The organism is Streptomyces sp. NPDC055025 (assembly GCF_053608565.1).
Window position 1 is genome coordinate 26,510 of the sequence record NZ_JBSGVS010000034.1, and the last position, 16,933, is coordinate 43,442.

19 protein-coding genes are annotated in these 16,933 nt (G+C 69.3%); 13 read left to right on the forward strand and 6 right to left on the reverse strand.

Features of this window, described 5'->3' with window-relative positions; translation table 11 throughout:
- The first annotated feature begins 82 nt into the window (after positions 1-82).
- From ACWGDX_RS21280 to ACWGDX_RS21320, 9 genes are all read left to right on the forward strand, one after another.
- Complete coding sequence (locus ACWGDX_RS21280) at positions 83-1,105, forward strand: quinone oxidoreductase family protein (protein WP_453627753.1); 1,023 nt, start codon at positions 83-85, stop codon at positions 1,103-1,105.
- Between the two features lie 238 nt (positions 1,106-1,343).
- Positions 1,344-2,606: an ATP-grasp domain-containing protein gene (locus ACWGDX_RS21285; RefSeq protein ID WP_453627755.1), complete on the forward strand. Its 1,263-nt coding sequence runs from the start codon at positions 1,344-1,346 to the stop codon at positions 2,604-2,606.
- A 383-nt stretch (positions 2,607-2,989) separates the two neighbouring features.
- The gene (locus ACWGDX_RS21290; protein WP_453627757.1) at positions 2,990-3,151 is read left to right on the forward strand and encodes a hypothetical protein; all 162 of its coding nucleotides are present in this window, start codon (positions 2,990-2,992) and stop codon (positions 3,149-3,151) included.
- 125 nt (positions 3,152-3,276) lie between these two features.
- Positions 3,277-4,503, forward strand: coding sequence for an NAD(P)/FAD-dependent oxidoreductase (locus ACWGDX_RS21295; protein ID WP_453627759.1), 1,227 nt, complete (start codon positions 3,277-3,279; stop codon positions 4,501-4,503).
- A 118-nt stretch (positions 4,504-4,621) separates the two neighbouring features.
- Positions 4,622-5,854, forward strand: a complete 1,233-nt coding sequence (locus tag ACWGDX_RS21300; RefSeq protein ID WP_453627867.1) for a cytochrome P450 — start codon at positions 4,622-4,624, stop codon at positions 5,852-5,854.
- A gap of 101 nt (positions 5,855-5,955) precedes the next feature.
- On the forward strand, positions 5,956-6,150 hold the full coding sequence (locus tag ACWGDX_RS21305) for a ferredoxin (RefSeq protein ID WP_453627869.1): 195 nt from the start codon (positions 5,956-5,958) through the stop codon (positions 6,148-6,150).
- Between the two features lie 139 nt (positions 6,151-6,289).
- On the forward strand, positions 6,290-6,730 hold the full coding sequence (locus ACWGDX_RS21310; protein WP_453627761.1) for a hypothetical protein: 441 nt from the start codon (positions 6,290-6,292) through the stop codon (positions 6,728-6,730).
- A 5-nt stretch (positions 6,731-6,735) separates the two neighbouring features.
- Positions 6,736-7,374 carry a hypothetical protein gene (locus ACWGDX_RS21315; protein WP_453627763.1) on the forward strand — a complete coding sequence of 213 codons (639 nt, stop codon included), beginning with the start codon at positions 6,736-6,738 and terminating at the stop codon, positions 7,372-7,374.
- 168 nt (positions 7,375-7,542) lie between these two features.
- On the forward strand, positions 7,543-8,550 hold the full coding sequence (locus ACWGDX_RS21320; RefSeq protein WP_453627871.1) for an endonuclease/exonuclease/phosphatase family protein: 1,008 nt from the start codon (positions 7,543-7,545) through the stop codon (positions 8,548-8,550).
- A gap of 61 nt (positions 8,551-8,611) precedes the next feature.
- Here the strand turns inward: ACWGDX_RS21320 and ACWGDX_RS21325 are convergent, their stop codons facing one another.
- Positions 8,612-9,259 (reverse strand): DUF308 domain-containing protein, encoded by a 648-nt coding sequence (locus ACWGDX_RS21325; protein ID WP_453627765.1) that lies wholly within the window; start codon positions 9,257-9,259, stop codon positions 8,612-8,614.
- A 203-nt stretch (positions 9,260-9,462) separates the two neighbouring features.
- Complete coding sequence (locus ACWGDX_RS21330) at positions 9,463-10,368, reverse strand: alpha/beta fold hydrolase (RefSeq protein ID WP_453627767.1); 906 nt, start codon at positions 10,366-10,368, stop codon at positions 9,463-9,465.
- A gap of 174 nt (positions 10,369-10,542) precedes the next feature.
- On the opposite strand from ACWGDX_RS21330, the gene ACWGDX_RS21335 reads away from it, so the two are divergent.
- The gene (locus ACWGDX_RS21335) at positions 10,543-11,727 is read left to right on the forward strand and encodes a sensor histidine kinase (protein ID WP_453627769.1); all 1,185 of its coding nucleotides are present in this window, start codon (positions 10,543-10,545) and stop codon (positions 11,725-11,727) included.
- Entirely contained in the window at positions 11,724-12,383 is a 660-nt protein-coding gene (locus tag ACWGDX_RS21340; protein ID WP_453627771.1) for a response regulator transcription factor, read from the forward strand. Before ACWGDX_RS21335 ends, ACWGDX_RS21340 begins: the two co-directional genes overlap by 4 nt.
- A 328-nt stretch (positions 12,384-12,711) precedes the next feature.
- Here ACWGDX_RS21340 and ACWGDX_RS21345 read toward each other — a convergent pair whose 3' ends face one another.
- Both ACWGDX_RS21345 and ACWGDX_RS21350 read right to left on the reverse strand, forming a co-directional pair.
- Entirely contained in the window at positions 12,712-13,125 is a 414-nt protein-coding gene (locus ACWGDX_RS21345) for a DNA-binding protein (RefSeq protein WP_453627773.1), read from the reverse strand.
- On the reverse strand, positions 13,122-13,394 hold the full coding sequence (locus tag ACWGDX_RS21350; RefSeq protein ID WP_453627775.1) for a CopG family transcriptional regulator: 273 nt from the start codon (positions 13,392-13,394) through the stop codon (positions 13,122-13,124). The genes ACWGDX_RS21345 and ACWGDX_RS21350 overlap by 4 nt, the downstream gene beginning before the upstream one ends.
- Before the next feature lie 1,333 nt (positions 13,395-14,727).
- On the opposite strand from ACWGDX_RS21350, the gene ACWGDX_RS21355 reads away from it, so the two are divergent.
- Together ACWGDX_RS21355 and ACWGDX_RS21360 are read left to right on the forward strand one after the other, a co-directional pair.
- A complete protein-coding gene (locus tag ACWGDX_RS21355; protein WP_384976272.1) occupies positions 14,728-15,084 on the forward strand; it encodes a GntR family transcriptional regulator in 357 nt (118 codons plus the stop codon).
- Positions 15,081-15,653, forward strand: a complete 573-nt coding sequence (locus ACWGDX_RS21360; protein ID WP_453627777.1) for an HD domain-containing protein — start codon at positions 15,081-15,083, stop codon at positions 15,651-15,653. Before ACWGDX_RS21355 ends, ACWGDX_RS21360 begins: the two co-directional genes overlap by 4 nt.
- On the opposite strand, the gene ACWGDX_RS21365 is transcribed toward ACWGDX_RS21360, so the two are convergent.
- Positions 15,641-16,114 (reverse strand): NUDIX domain-containing protein, encoded by a 474-nt coding sequence (locus ACWGDX_RS21365; RefSeq protein ID WP_384976012.1) that lies wholly within the window; start codon positions 16,112-16,114, stop codon positions 15,641-15,643. The two genes, ACWGDX_RS21360 and ACWGDX_RS21365, sit on opposite strands and share 13 nt — an antisense overlap.
- 2 nt (positions 16,115-16,116) lie before the next feature.
- Entirely contained in the window at positions 16,117-16,833 is a 717-nt protein-coding gene (locus ACWGDX_RS21370) for an XRE family transcriptional regulator (protein WP_453627779.1), read from the reverse strand.
- Positions 16,834-16,933: the final 100 nt, after the last annotated feature.

Here is a 16,933-nt window from a genome sequence, read left to right on the forward strand (position 1 = left end):
ACCCGGTGACCCGCACACCCGTGACCAGTACCCCCGTCCTGCCCGGAGCCCGGCAGGGCGCGCACGCCCCAGGAGTCGGAACATGCCGTCCAGCGAGTCCAGCCCGTCCGCCCCGTCCAGCCCGTCCATGCACGCCATCCGTGTGACCCGGCCCGGCGGGCCGGAGGAGCTCCGCCCGGAGCGGATCGGCCGGCCGGCCCCGGGACCCGGTGAGGTCCTGGTGCGCAACGCCGCCGTCGGCGTCAACTTCATCGATGTCTACTACCGCGACGGGACCTACGCCGCCCAGGCCCCGTTCACCCCGGGGCAGGAAGGCGCCGGGGTGGTGGAGGCCGTCGGCGAGGGCGTGACGGGACTGGCGGCGGGGGCCCGGGTCGCGTACACGGGTCAGCTCGGCGCGTACGCCGACTTCACGGTGGTCCCCGAGGCCAAGCTGATCCCCGTGCCGGACGGGGTCGACCTCAGGCAGGCCGCCGCCGTCGCTCTCCAGGGGATCGCCGCCCACTACCTCACCCATGAGACGCACCCGGTCGCCGAGGGCGAGACCGTCGTGGTCCTCGCCGCCGCCGGCGGACTGGGCCGCTTCCTGGTGCAGCTCGCCGCGCACCGCGGGGCGCGGGTGATCGCCGTGGCGTCGACCCCGGAGAAGCGGAAGACCGCGCTCGACGCGGGGGCCGAACACGCCATCGGGTACGAGGAGTTCGACGGGACGGTACGGTCCCTCACCGACGGCCTGGGCGCCCATGCCGTCTACGACTCGGTGGGCGCCCCGACGTATCTCTCCAGTCTGCGCGCCCTGCGCCGCCGGGGCACCCTCGTCATCTGCGGACTCTCCGGCGGCCAGGTGCCGCCGCTGGACATCGAGCTGCTGCGCGGGGCCGGTTCGGTGTTCCTGACACGGCCGACGATGAAGGACTACGTGTACGACGCCGAGACCCTGCGGGCCGCGGGCGAAGCCGTGTTCGGGTATCTGGCCGCGGGGGTGATCCGGCCGCTGCTCCATGACGTACTGCCGCTCCAGGAGGCGGCCGGGGCGCACCGGCTGCTGGAGAGCCGCGCCACGGAGGGAAAGCTGCTGCTCGCCCCGGCCGACGAGCGCTCGTAGGTCCTGAATCCACCGGACAGGGCCTAGGGTCTTTCGTTTGGATCTGGCTGGATCAGGGAGCGCCCGCCGCGGCAGCGGCTGGTGTCGTCGTGGTGCCGTGGATCGCGAGGCGGAGGAGGGAGTCCACGCGGAGCGTAGGCGACCGACGACAACGCGGCGAGGCGCGGTGCCAGGGCACGCGAGCCCAGCACGATCCAAACGAGAGGCCCTGGCCGTCCCTCACCTTGAAGGAGCCCGCATGACCGACCCCACCGACCCCTGCCTGCTCTTCGTCGGCGGCGCGGGGAACGCGACCCTCGCCGTCGATGTCGTCGAGACCGCGATGAGACAGGCACGCGCACGTGGTCTGCGTATCCATGTGACCAACCAGGAGGCGACGCTCGCCGCCACCCCCACGATCGGCGCGCTGGCCGACGTGGTGTCGGCGGTCGACTTCGAACGCCCTGGCGAGAGCGCCGCGTGGGCGCGCGAACAGGCCGCGGCCGGAGCCGAGTTCGACATCGTCTTCGGTGTACGGGAGATGGCCCAGGAGGCCGTGGCCGAGGTCGCCGACGCGCTCGGCCGCCCCGGCAATCCCCCGCACGCGGTGCACCGGGTGCGCACCAAGGACGAGGCGCGCGCGGCGCTCGCCGCGGCGGGCTTCCTCCAGCCGGCCTTCCGGGTGTGCGAAGACCCCGCGGCGGCCGTGGAGTTCCTGGCGGGTTCGACCGGCCCCTGGGTGGTCAAACCGCGCGACGCCATGGGCAGTGAGGGCGTCACCAGGATCGACAGCCGCGAGGAGCTGGACGACGCGCTGGCGTTCCTGCCCGGCGAAGGCGCCTTCATCGTCGAGGAGTTCATCGAGGGACCCGAGTACAGCGCCGAGGGGGTCTTCATCGACGGCGTCCCGCATGTCCTCGCCATCACCTCCAAGGAACTCCTCCCGCCGCCCAACTTCTTCGAGACGGAGTATGTGATCCCGGCGCTGCTGCCGGAGGCGTCCCGGCTCGACATCGAGAAGCAGGTGGTCGCGGCCTTCGCCGAACTGGAGCTGCGTTACGGGCAGTTCCACGCGGAGCTGTGGCTCACGGAGCGCGGGGTCGTCCTGGGCGAGTTCCATGTGCGCAACGCCGGCGGCTGGATCCACCGGATGCTGGCCCATGTCATCCCGGGTCTCGAATGGTTCGGCCTCGTCTTCGACGATGTGCTCGGCCGCCCGATCGACAAGGAGGCGCTCAGGCCGGTGCGCGGCTCGGCCATCCGCTTCCCGACACCGCCACCCGGGCGCCTGGTGGCGATCGAGGGCTGGGAGGAGGTCCTGGCCCACCCCGCCCTGCTCCACGCCGAACTGGCCGTCGCCCCCGGCGACATCATCGAACCCCACCGCTCGGTCGAGAACCGTGTGGCGCTGATAGCCGTGGGCGCCGACACCCCGGCCGAGGCGCAGAAACTGGCCCGCGCGCTGGACGCCTCGGTCCGTTTCATCACCGAACCGGTCACCCACCCCCCGACCGCGCCCTGACCACGCCCTGACCACGCCCTGACACCGGCGGCCGTCCGGCGGCCCGGCGGACCACGAGGTCCCGCCGGGCCCCGGGCCCGTGGCCCCTGGCCCCTGGCCCCTGCTGGCGCCTGCCCCTGGCCCCGGCTGGCCGGAAGCATGCGCCGTTCTCCGTACATATCGCCCAGCCGCCGGACCGTCGGAGCGGGCGCGGGTGGGAACACGTGGGTGGGGGCGGACGCACGCGGATCGGCATAGGTCGGAATTAAGTCAGTCGCTTGCTTTACTCCAGCAAGGACAGTTAACTGATCACGTGCTCAAGGCCGACCTCCAGGAGGATGCGCGATGGGTCACGACGAGAGTGATCAGGTGCTCCGGGCGAGGTACGGGCCGAGCGCGGTGACATGGCGCGTCGGCTGATGGTGCACATGTGCGCGGAGCGGGAGCGCTCGTTCGCACGGGGCACCGCCGCCCCGAGACCGAGCCGGCACGGCGCGGCGACGGGTCTGATCAACGTGCTGGTGGGGCTGTGGCCGGCACCCGTCTCACACCCCTGGCACCCCTGAGATCCCTGAGGTCCCTCACACCCCTGATGAGGGCGGGACCCCCATGTTCTTTGCCGGACCGCGCGTGGAGGAGTGCTGACGATGAAGGTAACTGTGGGCGGGGCGACGGGGCTGGGTGAGGGTCGGTGAGTGTGCCGGAGGGTGTGCTGGTGGTGGGGGCGTCCGTGGCGGGTCTGGCCACGGTGGAGGCGTTGCGGCGGTTCGGTTTCGCGGGGGCGGTGACGGTGGTGGGCGCGGAGTCCCATCCGCCCTACGACCGGCCGCCGTTGTCGAAGCAGGTGCTCTCGGGCGTCTGGGAGCCGGAGCGGGCGCGGCTGCGGACCCGGGAGGCACTGGACGCGCTGGACGCGGAGTTCGTGCTCGGTGATCCTGCCCTCGCCCTGGACGTGCCGGGGCGGGCGGTGCGCACGGCCTCGGGCCGGACCCTGCGGGCCGGGACGGTGGTCGTCGCGACGGGAACCTCCCCCCGCACCCTCCCGGGCCAGACGGGCCTGGCCGGCGTCCATGTGCTGCGCACCCTCGACGACGCGGCGGCACTGCGCGCCGGACTGCTGGAATCGGTGTCTCCGGTGGTGGTGGGCGACGGGGTCCTCGGCGCCGAGATCGCCGCCACCGCCCGGGACATGGGCCTGGACGTCACACTCGTGGGACCCGGACCGGCCCTGATGACACCCCAGCTCGGCGGCGAGGCGGCCACGCTGCTGTCGGCACTCCACGCAGAGCGGGGGGTACGGCTGCGGCCCGGCCACGCCGTGCGCGGACTCACCGGCGCTAGCGGCCGGGTGGCCGGGGTGGTGCTGGAGAGCGGCGAGAAGGTGCCCGCGGACCTGGTCGTGGTCGCGGTCGGAGCCGATCCCGTCACCGGCTGGCTGGCGGACAGCGGCCTGCGGCTGGAGCGCGGACTGGTCTGCGACGCGTACTGCCGCGCCGCCGACGGGGTGTACGGGGTTGGCGATGTCGCACGCTGGCACCACCAGGGCCTCGGCGCACTGGTACGGCTGGAGAACCGTACCAACGCGGCCGAACAGGCCGCCGCCGTCGCCGCGAACATCCTCGGCGCCGCACAGCCCTACACCCCCGTGCCCTACTTCTGGACCGACCAGTTCGGCACGAAGATCCAGGTCCACGGCACACTCCCCGCCCACGCCCGCATGACCGTCATCGAAGGCGACCCCACCACCGGACGCTTCGTCGCCCGCTACACCCACGACGGCCGCACCACCGGCCTCCTCGGCTGGAACATGCCCAAACAAACCCGCCAGCACCGCCAGCACCTCAACGACACACTCACCCACCCCAACCCCACCGACGCACCCACACCCCCGTCAGCACCCACCCCCGCACTGAGCTGACAGACACCTACGGGCGCCGACTGTCCTACGGCCGAGCGCCCACGCGGCCCACAGTTGCCCATGACAACCAACCCCCACCGACCGCGAGAAAGTCGCGGACAGCCCCTTGGAGCGCATGATGACCGACACGGTCGATCTTCCCGTCGGCGAAAGCCCCTCCGGGACACCGGAGTTCCCGATGACCAGGGCGGCGGGCTGCCCCTTCGATCCGCCCCCGACCGCGATGGCCCAGCAGAAGAAGGCCCCGCTCACCAAGGTCGGTCTGTGGGACGGCAGCACCCCGTGGCTGGTGACCCGGTACGCCGAACAGCGGGCGCTGCTCGCCGACCCCAGGGTCAGCTCCGACATCACCCGCCCCGGCTACCCGAGCCAAGGACCGGTCTCCCCCGACGGCGCGTCCCTCAGCTTCATCCTGAAGGACGATCCCGAGCACGCGCGGCTGCGGCGGATGGTGACGGCGCCCTTCGCGATCAAGCGTGTGCGGGCGATGCGGCCGGCCATCCAGAAGATCGTCGACGAGCTGATCGACGCCATGCTGGCCGGTCCGAAGCCGGCCGACCTGGTCGAAGCGTTCGCCCTGCCCATGCCCTCCCTGGTGATCTGCGAACTGCTCGGAGTCCCCTACGCCGACCACGACTTCTTCCAGGACAACAGCAAGATCGTCATCAACCGCGACACCGAACCCGAGCAGCGACTCACCGCCATACGCGCGCTCAACGCCTATCTCGACGAACTCATGGGCGAGAAGCTCGCCGCCCCCGCCGACGATCTGCTGTCCGGTCTGGCGGAGCGGGTGCGGGAGGGGCAGCTGACCCGGCAGGAAGCGGCCCAGATGGGCGTGCTGCTGCTGATCGCCGGACACGAGACCACCGCGAACATGATCGCGCTCGGCACACTCGCCCTCCTCGAACACCCCGACCAGCTCGCCCTTCTGCGCGACACCGACGACCCCGCGCTCGTCACCTCGGCGGTCGAGGAACTGCTGCGCTACCTCAACATCGTCCACAACGGCCGACGCCGGGTGGCACTGGAGGACATCGACATCGCCGGTGAGCGCATCCGCGCGGGCGACGGCCTGATCATCGCCAACGACATCGCCAACCGCGACCCCGACGCCTTCCCGGAACCCGACCGCCTCGACATCGAACGCGACGCCCGCCACCACATCGCCTTCGGCTTCGGCGTACACCAGTGTCTCGGCCAGCCCCTGGCCCGCCTCGAACTCCAGATCGTCTACAGCACCCTCTACCGCCGCGTCCCCACCCTCCGGCTGGCCACCACCCTCGACCAAATCCCCTTCAAACACGACGGATCCGTCTACGGCGTCTACGAACTCCCCGTCACCTGGTGACCCACCGCACCACCCCGGCCCCGCACCACCCCGCCACCCTGACCGCCCGACAGACCGACGGCCCGACGGCCGACGCGGAACAGGACCACCAAGGAGACCCCATGAAAGTCACCCTCGACCAGGACAAGTGCGTCGCCTCCGGACAGTGCGTCGTCGCCGCCGGGGATGTATTCGACCAACGCGACGAGGACGGCATCGCCGTTCTCCTCGACCCCAACCCCCCGGCCGAACAGGCCGCCGACACCCGCCATGCCGCAGCCGTCTGCCCCGCGCTCGCCATCCGCATCGAGGAGTGACGGACGGTCCGACGCGCCGCCCCCGTCCCGTGCCGCGCATGAGACGGGGGCAGCGGGCCAGCGGGCCGGAACCCTTCCCGTTCATTACTTGGTGTGACAGGCCGTGACGCACCGTCGCGCCAGGTGCCATGGTGGGGTCATGAAGATGATCACGGCTCTCGTCTCGGCGACCGTCACGGCGGCCGCTCTCCTCACCGGCCCCGCCACGCCCGCGTACGCGGCCCCGTACTGGAACAAGAACGCCAAGTGCGAGCAGACCGACCCGGAGGGCAGGGTCATTCCCACCCGCGTGGGCAATCATGAACTCGGGTGGAATCATTTCTCGGGCAAGCACAACATCAGAAAGTGCGCGATCGTCGACGCGGCCCTCGCCGGCAAGGTCGACAAGAAGAACGGCGCCCGGCTCGAATACTGGGGTTACGCTCTCAGCTCCGGCCGCCAGGTGAAGATCATCGTCATCGCCCAGTACGCGCGCAGGACATCCGACGGACGGTACGACGCCGGTGCCGGGCAGAAGATCGGCGTCATCACCGCCTACTGCAAGGGCACGAACAAGTGCCCCAACTGGATCAACGAGTGACCTCCATGGATGAAGAGACCGCGGAGCAGCAGGCGGACATCACCCGGCTGCTGCTTCACCACATCCACGCGCCGTTCACCGGCACCCTGTACATCCGCGGCGTCCTTCCCGTACCACCGCCCGCCGAGGCCGTCCGGGTCGTCACCGGCGCCGGCCCCGACCACACCCCGGACCGGCTGACCGCGTACGAGATCCCCCTGCGCCTGGACGACGATCCCGTCACCGCGGGCGACATCACCGGCATGCTGCGCACCCTGCACACCGGCACGCGTCTCTATTCCGGCGACAGCGTCAGCACCGTGATGGGTATGACCCTCGTCCGGGTGAATCCGGCGGCCGTGGACGGGACCGCTGCCACCCCTGACGACAACGCCCTGACCATCCTGCGCGGCGTCGCCTGCCCCTTCACCGAGGAGCAGCCGGACCCGCGCCTGCGCGGTTTCCTGTTCCTCCAGCAGGACCTGCTGCGCCTCTACCTCGACACCGAGGACATCCCCGGCGTGATCGCCGCCGACGTCCGCCCGTCCGGCGCCCTCACCGCCCTGCTCGCGGCTCTGCCGTCCTTGATCACCGAGGAGGAACGTATGACGGCGGCCGGCACCGACCCCCACTGCTCCCGCCTGGTGGACCTCACCACCTGGTAGCGGGAGCGGAATGGGCCTTTTCGCCCGCGGCCGTCAGGAGCGGCGCGGACCGGGAACCGGACAAGTGCCCCCCGCGTCGTCGCAAGGTGCGCCATCGTGCCGGTGGCCGCGACACGAACGATGCCGAACGAGGTCGATGGGGTGCGGATGCGGGTGCGGGAGTGGACGATGCGGCGGGCGGACCGTACGGCATCGGGGGCGCGAGCGGCGGAGTCCCGTCGGCCGTCGCCCGGCGGCGAAGTCCCGCCCGGCGGCGGAATCTGGAGACCCGTTTTCGTTCTCCTCTCCCTGTTGACGGCTTGCCTGCTGATCTTCCCTTCCGCCGTACCCAATACGGTCGGCCGTGCGGGCAGTCTCCTGGAGACCTTTCTGCCCTGGCTCGGACTGGCTGTCCCCGTACTGATGGGGCTGGCGCTGGTGCGCCGTTCGGCCGCCGCCGTACTGCCTGTGCTGTTGCTGCCCGTGGTGGCGTGGTTCGGCCTCTTCGGCGGTCTGTTTCTCTCCCGGTCCGGCCCGGAATACGACATCACCGCGCTCCAGCACAATGTCAGCGATGTGAATCCCGATCCGTCGGGCACCGCGAGAAAGCTGCTTGAGGTCCGGGCTGATCTCATCGCCCTGGAGGAACTGACGCCCTCCGCCAGGCCCGAGTTCGGAGCGGTCCTGACGCCGGAGTATCCCCACCACACGGCCATGGGAACGGTCGGTCTGTGGTCGAGGTATCCGCTCGTCGACATCCGGCGCGTGGACATCAAGCCGGAGGGAATCGGGAGCGGCTGGGACCGGGGACTGAGGGCGACCGCCAGAACGCCTCAGGGCGATATCGCCGTATACGTCGCCCACCTGCCCTCGGTCCGCCTCGGCCTGACCACGGGATTCGGCTCGGCATGGCGGGACGAGAGCGCCGATCTTCTCGGCGCGGCGCTGGCCGCCGAGCCACTGGAGAAGGTGATTCTGCTCGGGGACCTCAACAGCACGGTGGACGACCGCGGCCTGGCCCCGGTCACCTCACGGCTGACCCCGCCCGCTTCGGGATTCGCGCTCAGCTGGCCCGCGTCCTTCCCCCTGGCACGGATCGACCAGATCCTGACCCGAGCGGCGTCCGTCACCCATGTCTGGACACTGCCCGCCACAGGAAGCGACCACCTGCCCGTCGCCGCGCGCGTCAGACTCTGACGCGACCACGCTCTCCGGCGCCGATTTCCTCCCTGGCGACAGGCGCGCGGCTCGGCCCGCGTCAGCGGCCGCTCCGGCCGCGGATACCCAGGGCGATGACGGACACGAGGAACCAGAAGGCACCGAAAGCCGAGTATCCGGCGACGGTGGACAGGCCGCTCGTCGCCGAGGCGGACATGGCGGCGACGGCGGCGCCGGCGAGGACGGACTGTCCACCGCTGATGATCATGGGCCACTGGGCGCCGACGGTGCGCCGGCGCCGGATCGCTACGACGAGCTGGATCGCTCCGGACAGAAGGGCCCAGATACCGAAGACGAGAAGGGCCGAGCCGATGGTGGAGAAGACGGCGACGATCATCCCGATGGTGGTGGCGAGGCCGAGAGCGATATTGACGGCGGTGACACGGCTCGTGGAGCCGGAGCCGGAGCCGGAGCCGGTGCCGATGTCAGTGCCGGTGCCGGTGCCGGTGCCGGCCATGCGACGTTCGAGGAGCGTGGCGATGGCGTCCCACAGGGGGTAGATGACGAGCAGCACGGCCGCGATCACCGTGGGTTCGTCCTTCGACACGAGCGAGGCGGAGGTCGCGAGGACGAGTGCCACCCAGATCAGGGAGAAGACGACTCGGATCAGATAGAGCGATCGGAGCCCGGAGGGCGTCGTCGTGATCGGGGTCGTGGTCGTGGTCGAAGGTATGGCGGTCCGGGTCATGGGGTCTCCCCTTGGTGATCGTCGCCCCGAATCGTCGTATCGGGGACGTGGCGGCCGAGCTGGTGTCTCGCGCGAGCTGCGGCCGGGCGCCTGAGCGCCCGGCCGGGCGCAGTCGTGGCTGGGTGGAGTGGGTGGGGTGGGTGGCTGGCTGGGTGGGGTCGTGACCGGATTGCGCGGCCGGGTGAGGTCGCGGCCGGGTGAGGTCAGTCGGTGGCGCGGGCGGCGGCCTCGATCAGCTTGGTCACGGCGTCCGGGTGGCTGACCATCGCCGCGTGCGAAGAGTTGATCTCGGTCACCCGCGCATGGGCGCGCGCCGCCATGAAGCGTTCGAGGTCGGGAGAGATGGCGCGGTCCTGCTTGGCCACCAGGTACCAGGACGGGACCGTGCGCCAGGCCGCTTCCGGAGTGACGCCGGCGAGCGCGGTGGCATCGATCGGCCGCTGCCCGGCGGCCATCCGAACGGCGGTCTTCGCCGGGACGTCCGCCGCGAACGCCGCCCGGAACTTCGCGGGGTCGAGGTAGAGGTCCAGACCGGAACCACCGCCCGGAAGGGTGTACGGGACCGGCTGTGCGGGCAGCGGCGGCGCCGGATGGGCGACCGGTCGGGCGTTCAGGGCGGCGAGGTCCTCGCCGGAGTCCGGAGCGAAGGCGGCCACGTACACCAGAGCCTTCACCTGCTTCTCGCCGGCCGCGGCGTTGGTGATGACCGCGCCGCCGTACGAGTGCCCGACCAGCACGACCGGGCCCGGGATGGTGTCGAGGAAGCTGTGGATGTAAGCGCTGTCGGAGGCCAGTCCCCGCAGCGGGTTGGGCAGAGCGCGGACGGGGTAGCCGGCGCGGGTCAGCCGGGTGACGACGCCGTCCCAGCCGGAAGCGTCCGCGAACGCGCCGTGCACCAGCACGACCGTCGGCTTCGGGCGGTCGTGGGTCGTGGCGCCCGCCGCGTGGGCGGCTGTGGTGGTCGCCGCTGGGCGGGTATTCACGGCGTGTGCGGCGATCGGGATCGCGGCGAGGGTCAGTGCCGACAGCGCGATGACGGCGCTGCGCCGGAAGGACCGGCGCCGGGAAGGGGCCGTCGTGGTCGTCGAAGGTGCGGTGGTCCGAGTCATGGGGTGTCCCTGCGTGATGGTGTGAGGCGGTCGCCTCGCTGAGGAGTCTCGGCGTCCTCGGGCAGGGCCGTGTACTTCGAACGAAGTAGTTCTCCCGCTCCCCGGTGGAAGTAGGTTCGCCATGTACATCGTCCGAAGTACACGGCCTCGGCACGCGCGAACGAGAATCAGGTCATGGTCAAGGCACAGAACGATCAGGGCGGGCCCGCGACACCCCTGTGGATCCGCCGCCCCGAGTTGCTCCACCGCGTCGCCTATGCGGTGGCCGCGCTGGTGTTCACCGGTCAGATCGTGGCGGCGATCCTGAGGGGATCGGATTGGCCGACGGTCCTCTCCGTACTGCTCGCCGGTGGCGGTGTCGCCCTCTCCTGGTGGAAGCCGTGGGCAGGACTGATCGTGACGAGCGGGGCGTCCTTCGCCGTCACGGCGGTGGGCCAGGATCCGCTGTCGGTGTGGATGATGGCGGTGCTCGTGCTGTTCTCGATCACCTTCAGGGGAAAGCAGCCGCTGGTCGGAACCGTCGTCGTGGCGGCGTCTTTCCTAGGCGCGTACATGACGCTGGGGGGATTCCGTGGCGGAGCGGTCGTGGGCGCCGCCGCCCTCTTCTCGGCCATAGCCGGAGGGGCGACCGGGGGCGCGCTCCGTATCCACCGAGACCACTGGTGGATTCTGGAGGAACGGGCCGAAAGCGCCATCGCGACCCGTGAGATCGAAGCCACCCGGCGGGTGACCGAGGAACGGCTCCGTATCGCCCGGGATCTCCACGATGTCATCGGCCACCAGGTCGCGATGCTGAGCCTGCATCTCGGTGTCGCGGAGATCGGGCTTCCCGAAGGCTCCGAATCGTCCCGCCAGGCCCTTGTCTCGGCCAGGTCCAGCGCCCGAACCGTCGTTGTCGAGACGCAGCGGATCCTCACCCTCCTGCGTCGCGAGGACGACATCTCCGACGACGAGGCGCTCCGGCCGATCCCGGCGCTGAGCGGCCTCGAAGGACTTATCGCCTCTTTCGAGAGCATCGGTCTCGATGTGCGGCCCTCCATCGACATCCCCGCCGTTTTCGTGGAGCCCAGCGTCGGTGTGACGGTCTACCGGGTCGTTCAAGAAGCACTCACAAACGCCTACCGGCACGGAGAGGGGACGGCGACGGTGGACATACGCGAGCGCGACGGCAGGATCTGCGTCACCGTGGAGAACGGCGTCGGTCATCCACCACGCGGCTCCGACCCGGGCAGCGGACTCGGACTGGTGGGAATGCGCGAACGCGTCGAGTCCTCCAGCGGGCGGCTGACGATCGACAGTGACGGCGGGCGATTCCGGGTCCGTGCGGAGTTCAGCCCCCTGGGAGCCGTTGTCCGATGACGCGCATTCTGATCGTCGACGACCAGGACGACATAAGGGCCGGCATCCGGGCGATGCTTCTGCTCGACCCGGGTCTCGTTGTCGTGGGTGATCTCTCCGATGGACTCCAGGCCGTCCCCTTCCTGCGAGCCCACCCCGTCGACCTGGTCCTGATGGACATCCGGATGCCCGGTATCGACGGTGTCGAGGCCACCCGCCGGATCCGCAAGGAGCACCCACCCGAAAAGGTGCGGGTGATCGTGCTGACCACCTTCGACCAGGACGACATCGTTCTCGCCGCCCTCCGCGCGGGCGCCAACGGTTTCCTGAGCAAAACCGTGAGCCCCGCTGAACTCGTCGCCGGAATCACCGAGGTCGTCGGCGGTGGCGGCGCGCTGTCCGCCGCCGCGACGGCCGCGCTCATCGGTCACATGACCGACAGCCCGCCCCCGGTGATCGACCAGGAACTACTGCGCCGCTTCGACGCTCTGACCCCCAGGGAACGGGACGTGATCGTGCTCGTCGCAAGCGGTCTCGGCAACGACGAGATCGCGGCCCAGCTGCACGTCTCACCGTTCACCGTGAAGACACACGCCGTGCGGGCCATGACAAAGGTCGGCGCACGTGATCGAGCGCAACTCGTCTCGTTCACCTTCCGGGCCGGCCTCTACCCCTGAGATCCCCCCTACGCCCCAAGGATCCCCGCGACGACCGTACAAGGAAGGGACAACACAAGACAGCAGTCCCCGATTCCGGAAAAGGTGAACCTTACGACCATCTTCTCCGCCCCAGCCTTTCCCGCATTCCGTTTCACATAAGGCAAAATCCGCTCAAGAGCACGATCCGTCGTTTTCGCAACAAGCTCGGTCCATATCTCGCGCGTCGCCATGGACTTGACCCATACGCCGGCCGACGCCGTTGACCCGTCCGGGGAGATGCCGACGGAGGACCAGCGCCGCCCCAGGGGTTGCGGCCAACGGTCATGTGATCGAGGAGTCCGCCAGGTCAGATCTTGATCACAGTGACACGTCCGCCGCACAGCGCGGTGAGATCCTCGGGATCGGAGGTCAGGGCTGTGACCGGTCCGGGGGCGGCGAGGGCGGTGGCGCTGAGCATGGCGTCGATGGCGTACTTATGGCCGTGCAAACCGGCGTCGGCGAGGAGGGCGGCGGCGTGGCGGGCGATCGGCTCGGTGACGGGTTCCACCACGAGGCGGGAGAGGGTCCACTCCAGCGCGGGACGGTTGATCCGGGGGTGGACGGCCTCCACCAGGGTGGCCGCGGAGGTGATCACCCGCAGATCGTCGGCGCGGGCCAGAGCAAGCCATCCGGTAACGGTGCGGTCCCGCAGGACTGCCTTGGCCAGGCCCTCGCTGTCCAGGACGAGGGTGCCGCCGGGGGCGGCGGGAGAGCGACTCATGCGGCGCTCGTCCCGCCGCGCATCTGCTCGGTCTGCCGACTGCGGGCCTGGTGGAGCTGGTCGCGCAGCGCCTGGACCTCGTCGTCCGTGACGGGGCCGTGCTCGGCTTCCGCGACGGTGATGATTTCGTTGAGGTTGTCGCGTTCGATCTGGCGGGCAACAGCTGCGGCGACATAGGCAGACAGCCCGGACGGGCCGCTGCGGGCCTTGGCCGCTTCCGCGATGTCGCGAGGCATAGTGATCGAATACTTGCCGGTAGGCTCGCTCATGCCATCCATCCTACCGCCGATCCTCCCCCGGGCCCGGAACGGAGCTCGCGTCGGCTTCGGGGCGGTGGTGCTCGGCCGGGAGGAGAGTGGAGGTCACCGGACCGGTGCTGTGATCCACGGCGCCCCACGGTCGCGCGCCGCTACAGTCGCCGCATACAGACGGATCAAACCTCTGAACCGCGATCCGAGTTGACGAGGTGGCTGACCCAGGTACGCAAGGCCGGCACCCTGGGAACACATGAGCCGGACTGACGGCCCCTCACAGACTTTTCGGCCTGGCGACGCGTGAGGAACTGTCGCTGTTCCTCGATGGCCAGATCCCGGCCGGCACGGACATCCCGCTGGACGGCAACGGTCAACAGACTGTGTGCGTTTGGCAGGTATGCAAAAGCTCCCGACCTGTATTTCTGCAGGTCAGGAGCTTTTTTTCCGGAGTGCCCCCGGCAGGATTCGAACCTGCGCACACGGCTCCGGAGGGCATGATCGCGTAGCGTGGCAATGCCTCTCTGACCTTGGCAAACGCGTGTCGATGACCTGTGGCCCGTCGTTCTCACACGCCGCTCACACGATCTCTCCCCCTGAGGCTCGGAGAGCTTCTACACCGGCACCCCGACCCCGATCGACTCTGGGCGCAGCAGGATGCGGTTCGACACCTGGGTGTAGCAGGCCAGACGTACCAAGAAGGCTCGGCCGTCACCGAGCCCTCTTGGTCGTCGTTCGTCCTCATTGGCCGTTGCCGGTCACCCTCGTACGGCCCACAGACGGCCGCGCGTACGGGCCGTGGCCACCTACTTCTTCCGTCGCTGCTTGAGTTTCTTCTTGGCTTCGTCAGCCTTGCGCTTGGCCACGCCGTATGCCGACCACTCCCCCTGATGCAGTTGGCAGCGCGACGTGCCCACCATCGCCAACCGTCGACAGCTCCCTCCGGCCTTCGTCGGCGCTCCGCACTTGGACTGGGTCCCCACGAACGATCAACCCCTCACGTTGTCGGGCGATTCAAACGGACAGGTTCGTCACTCAATGTCGGTGGGGTTGGCCAGCGCGTGGTAGGGGGCACAGCCCGGCGCAGTAAGGCATGGCAGGTCCAGCCCGCTCCGTTGGGCCTAGACGCTGAGGTGGTCACGCATGGGACGCTTGACTAGTTAACCGGTCGATGGGACCGAGAACGCCAACGTCAAGAGCTTGACGTGACCGAAAAAGCGGTCAAAAGAGAGGAGAGCGGGTGTCGCAACAAGCCAGCCCTCGGGGCACTTTCCTGAAGATCGCGGACGCTATGAGGGCCCGGATCGAAGTTGATACAGGGATGACGCACCTACCGTCCGCCGCGGATCTCATGAGGGACTTTGGGATCTCCCGTGGGGTGGCACTCCGGGCCTTTGGCGTGCTGCGGGACGCGGGGGTCGCCGAACCCGTTCCCGGGGGGCGCTGGCGTGTGCTCAGAGGCTCGGACCACACCGACCGCCGACCGTTGGCCGATCGGATCGCTGAGGTGTTCGTGAGCGACGAGCTGAAGGTGGGCCAGCCGTTCCCGAGCGCGTCCGAGCTGAGCAAGCGCTTCGGAGTGGCACGCCCCACGGTGGCGACGGTACTGAACAAGTTGGAAGCCGCGGGTCTGCTGTCGGAGTCCCGGCAGGGGAAGCCGCGAACCGTACGGGCCCTGCCCGACCGAGAGGAGCGTCCCGAACCTTGAGCACGAACGAACTGACCGCATGGGCCTACCCGCTCGCAGAGTCACTCCTTGCCGAGGCACTGCCACGCCGGTGGGCCCATTCGCTGGGGGTGGCCGACCGTGCGCGGTCGATCGCCCCGGTACTCGGGACGGACGCCGACCTCATGGAGGCCGCGGCTGTGCTGCACGACATCGGTTACTCGCCCGACGTCGCCAAAACCGGGTTCCACCCGCTCGATGGTGCGCGCTACCTCCGGGAGGTGCCCCGCGCGGACGAACGGGTCGTTCGCCTGGTCGCCCATCACTCGTGCTCATGGATGGAGGCGGAAGCCCGGGGGCTACGGGATGAGCTGGAGAGCGAGTTCCCTCGCGAGAGCGCGCATCTGAACGATGCGCTCTGCTACTGCGACATGAACACCACCCCCGACGGCACCCCCACCAATCCCGTGGACCGGGTGAACGAAATCGCCGGGCGGTACGGCGCCGACAGCCTCATTGGTACGTTCATCCGGCGAGCCGAACCGGAGATCCTGGCGAGCACGTCACGGGTGCTCGTACGGCTCGCCAGTACGGCCCGTCAGCCGATGTAGGGCGCAGTCCGGGCCTGGTCCATCGCGTGGTCGATCCTCAAGCGCATGGTGGGGTGGATGTCGAAACCCGATAGGTCCTCCGGCGCGATCCACCGGACGTCAGTCGTCTCGTCGCTCGTACGGATCTCACCGCCGACCGGCCGGGCCCGGAAGCAGATGCTGAACTGCTGGCGCACCTCACCGTCGTCGTACTGCATGACGTGCCCGGGGTCGGTGTAGATCCCGGACATGTCAATGACTTCAGCCTTGATCCCGGTCTCTTCCCACACCTCGCGCACCACGGTGTCGCTGATGGACTCCCCGGTGTCGTGGCCACCGCCCGGGAGTGCCCAACGGCCGTTGTCGGAACGGCGGATCACCAACACCTCGCCCGCCTCGTTCTGGACGAACGCCACGACGGACGGGACGACGGAGTTGGCAGGCGGCGCGGCGGGATCGTGGAGGTAATCGATACGGCCCATGCTCATGCTCCCGTGATGTCGTGGTGTGCGACCGGGCGTGCGCCTGCCCAGGTCTGTTCGATGCTATTCGCGTACGTGTCGAAGAGCCCGCCGCCGGGGAGTCGTCGCAGGTGGAGCACGGGCGCCATGTACGCACCGACGCCGTAGACGTGGGTGTTGACGAGCATCTCGTCATCGGAGCGGAAGAGTGAGTTGTAGAGCGTCGCATCATGGAGCCGGAACCCAATATCGGGGTGGCTGGTGAAGAGCGGCCGATAGTTCACCAGGGCGTTGCGGATCTTGCCGTCCATGATGCGGTGGCCTTCGTCTATGCCCCGCTGCTCAACCGCCGCGCAACCGGGCTCGCCAAGCAGGATGCGGACCTGGGCCGAGCCTTGCGCCTTCTCTTTAAGCAGCTCATGAAACAGGGGATCCTCCGACAGCCAGAGGCCGGAGTACACGAGCACGTCAAGGTGTGTTTCCGCACGCGAGTAGATGTCTCGCCACAGTCCCGCCGGCACCATGTGCCGGTGCGGGTAGACCGTGACGATCTCCGCTTTGCTCAGATCCGACGCGCTGCCGACCGCCCTGTCGTCGCTCCAGAGAGTCGTCACGTCGACCTTGAGCAGGGAAGCGGTGGCGTACTGATGCCGCCGGTACGGCACCTTCCCCTGAGTGATCCAGCGCTCAACCGTCTTGGGGTTGACCTCGATTGCGTCTGCCAGATCCTGCACGGTCATGCCCTGTGCGAGAAGGGCCGACCGTAAGCACTCGTTGGACATCTCCACCTCCGATGGGACGTCTAGGGACCTCTTGAAGGTAGCCAGATGACTTCGAGCT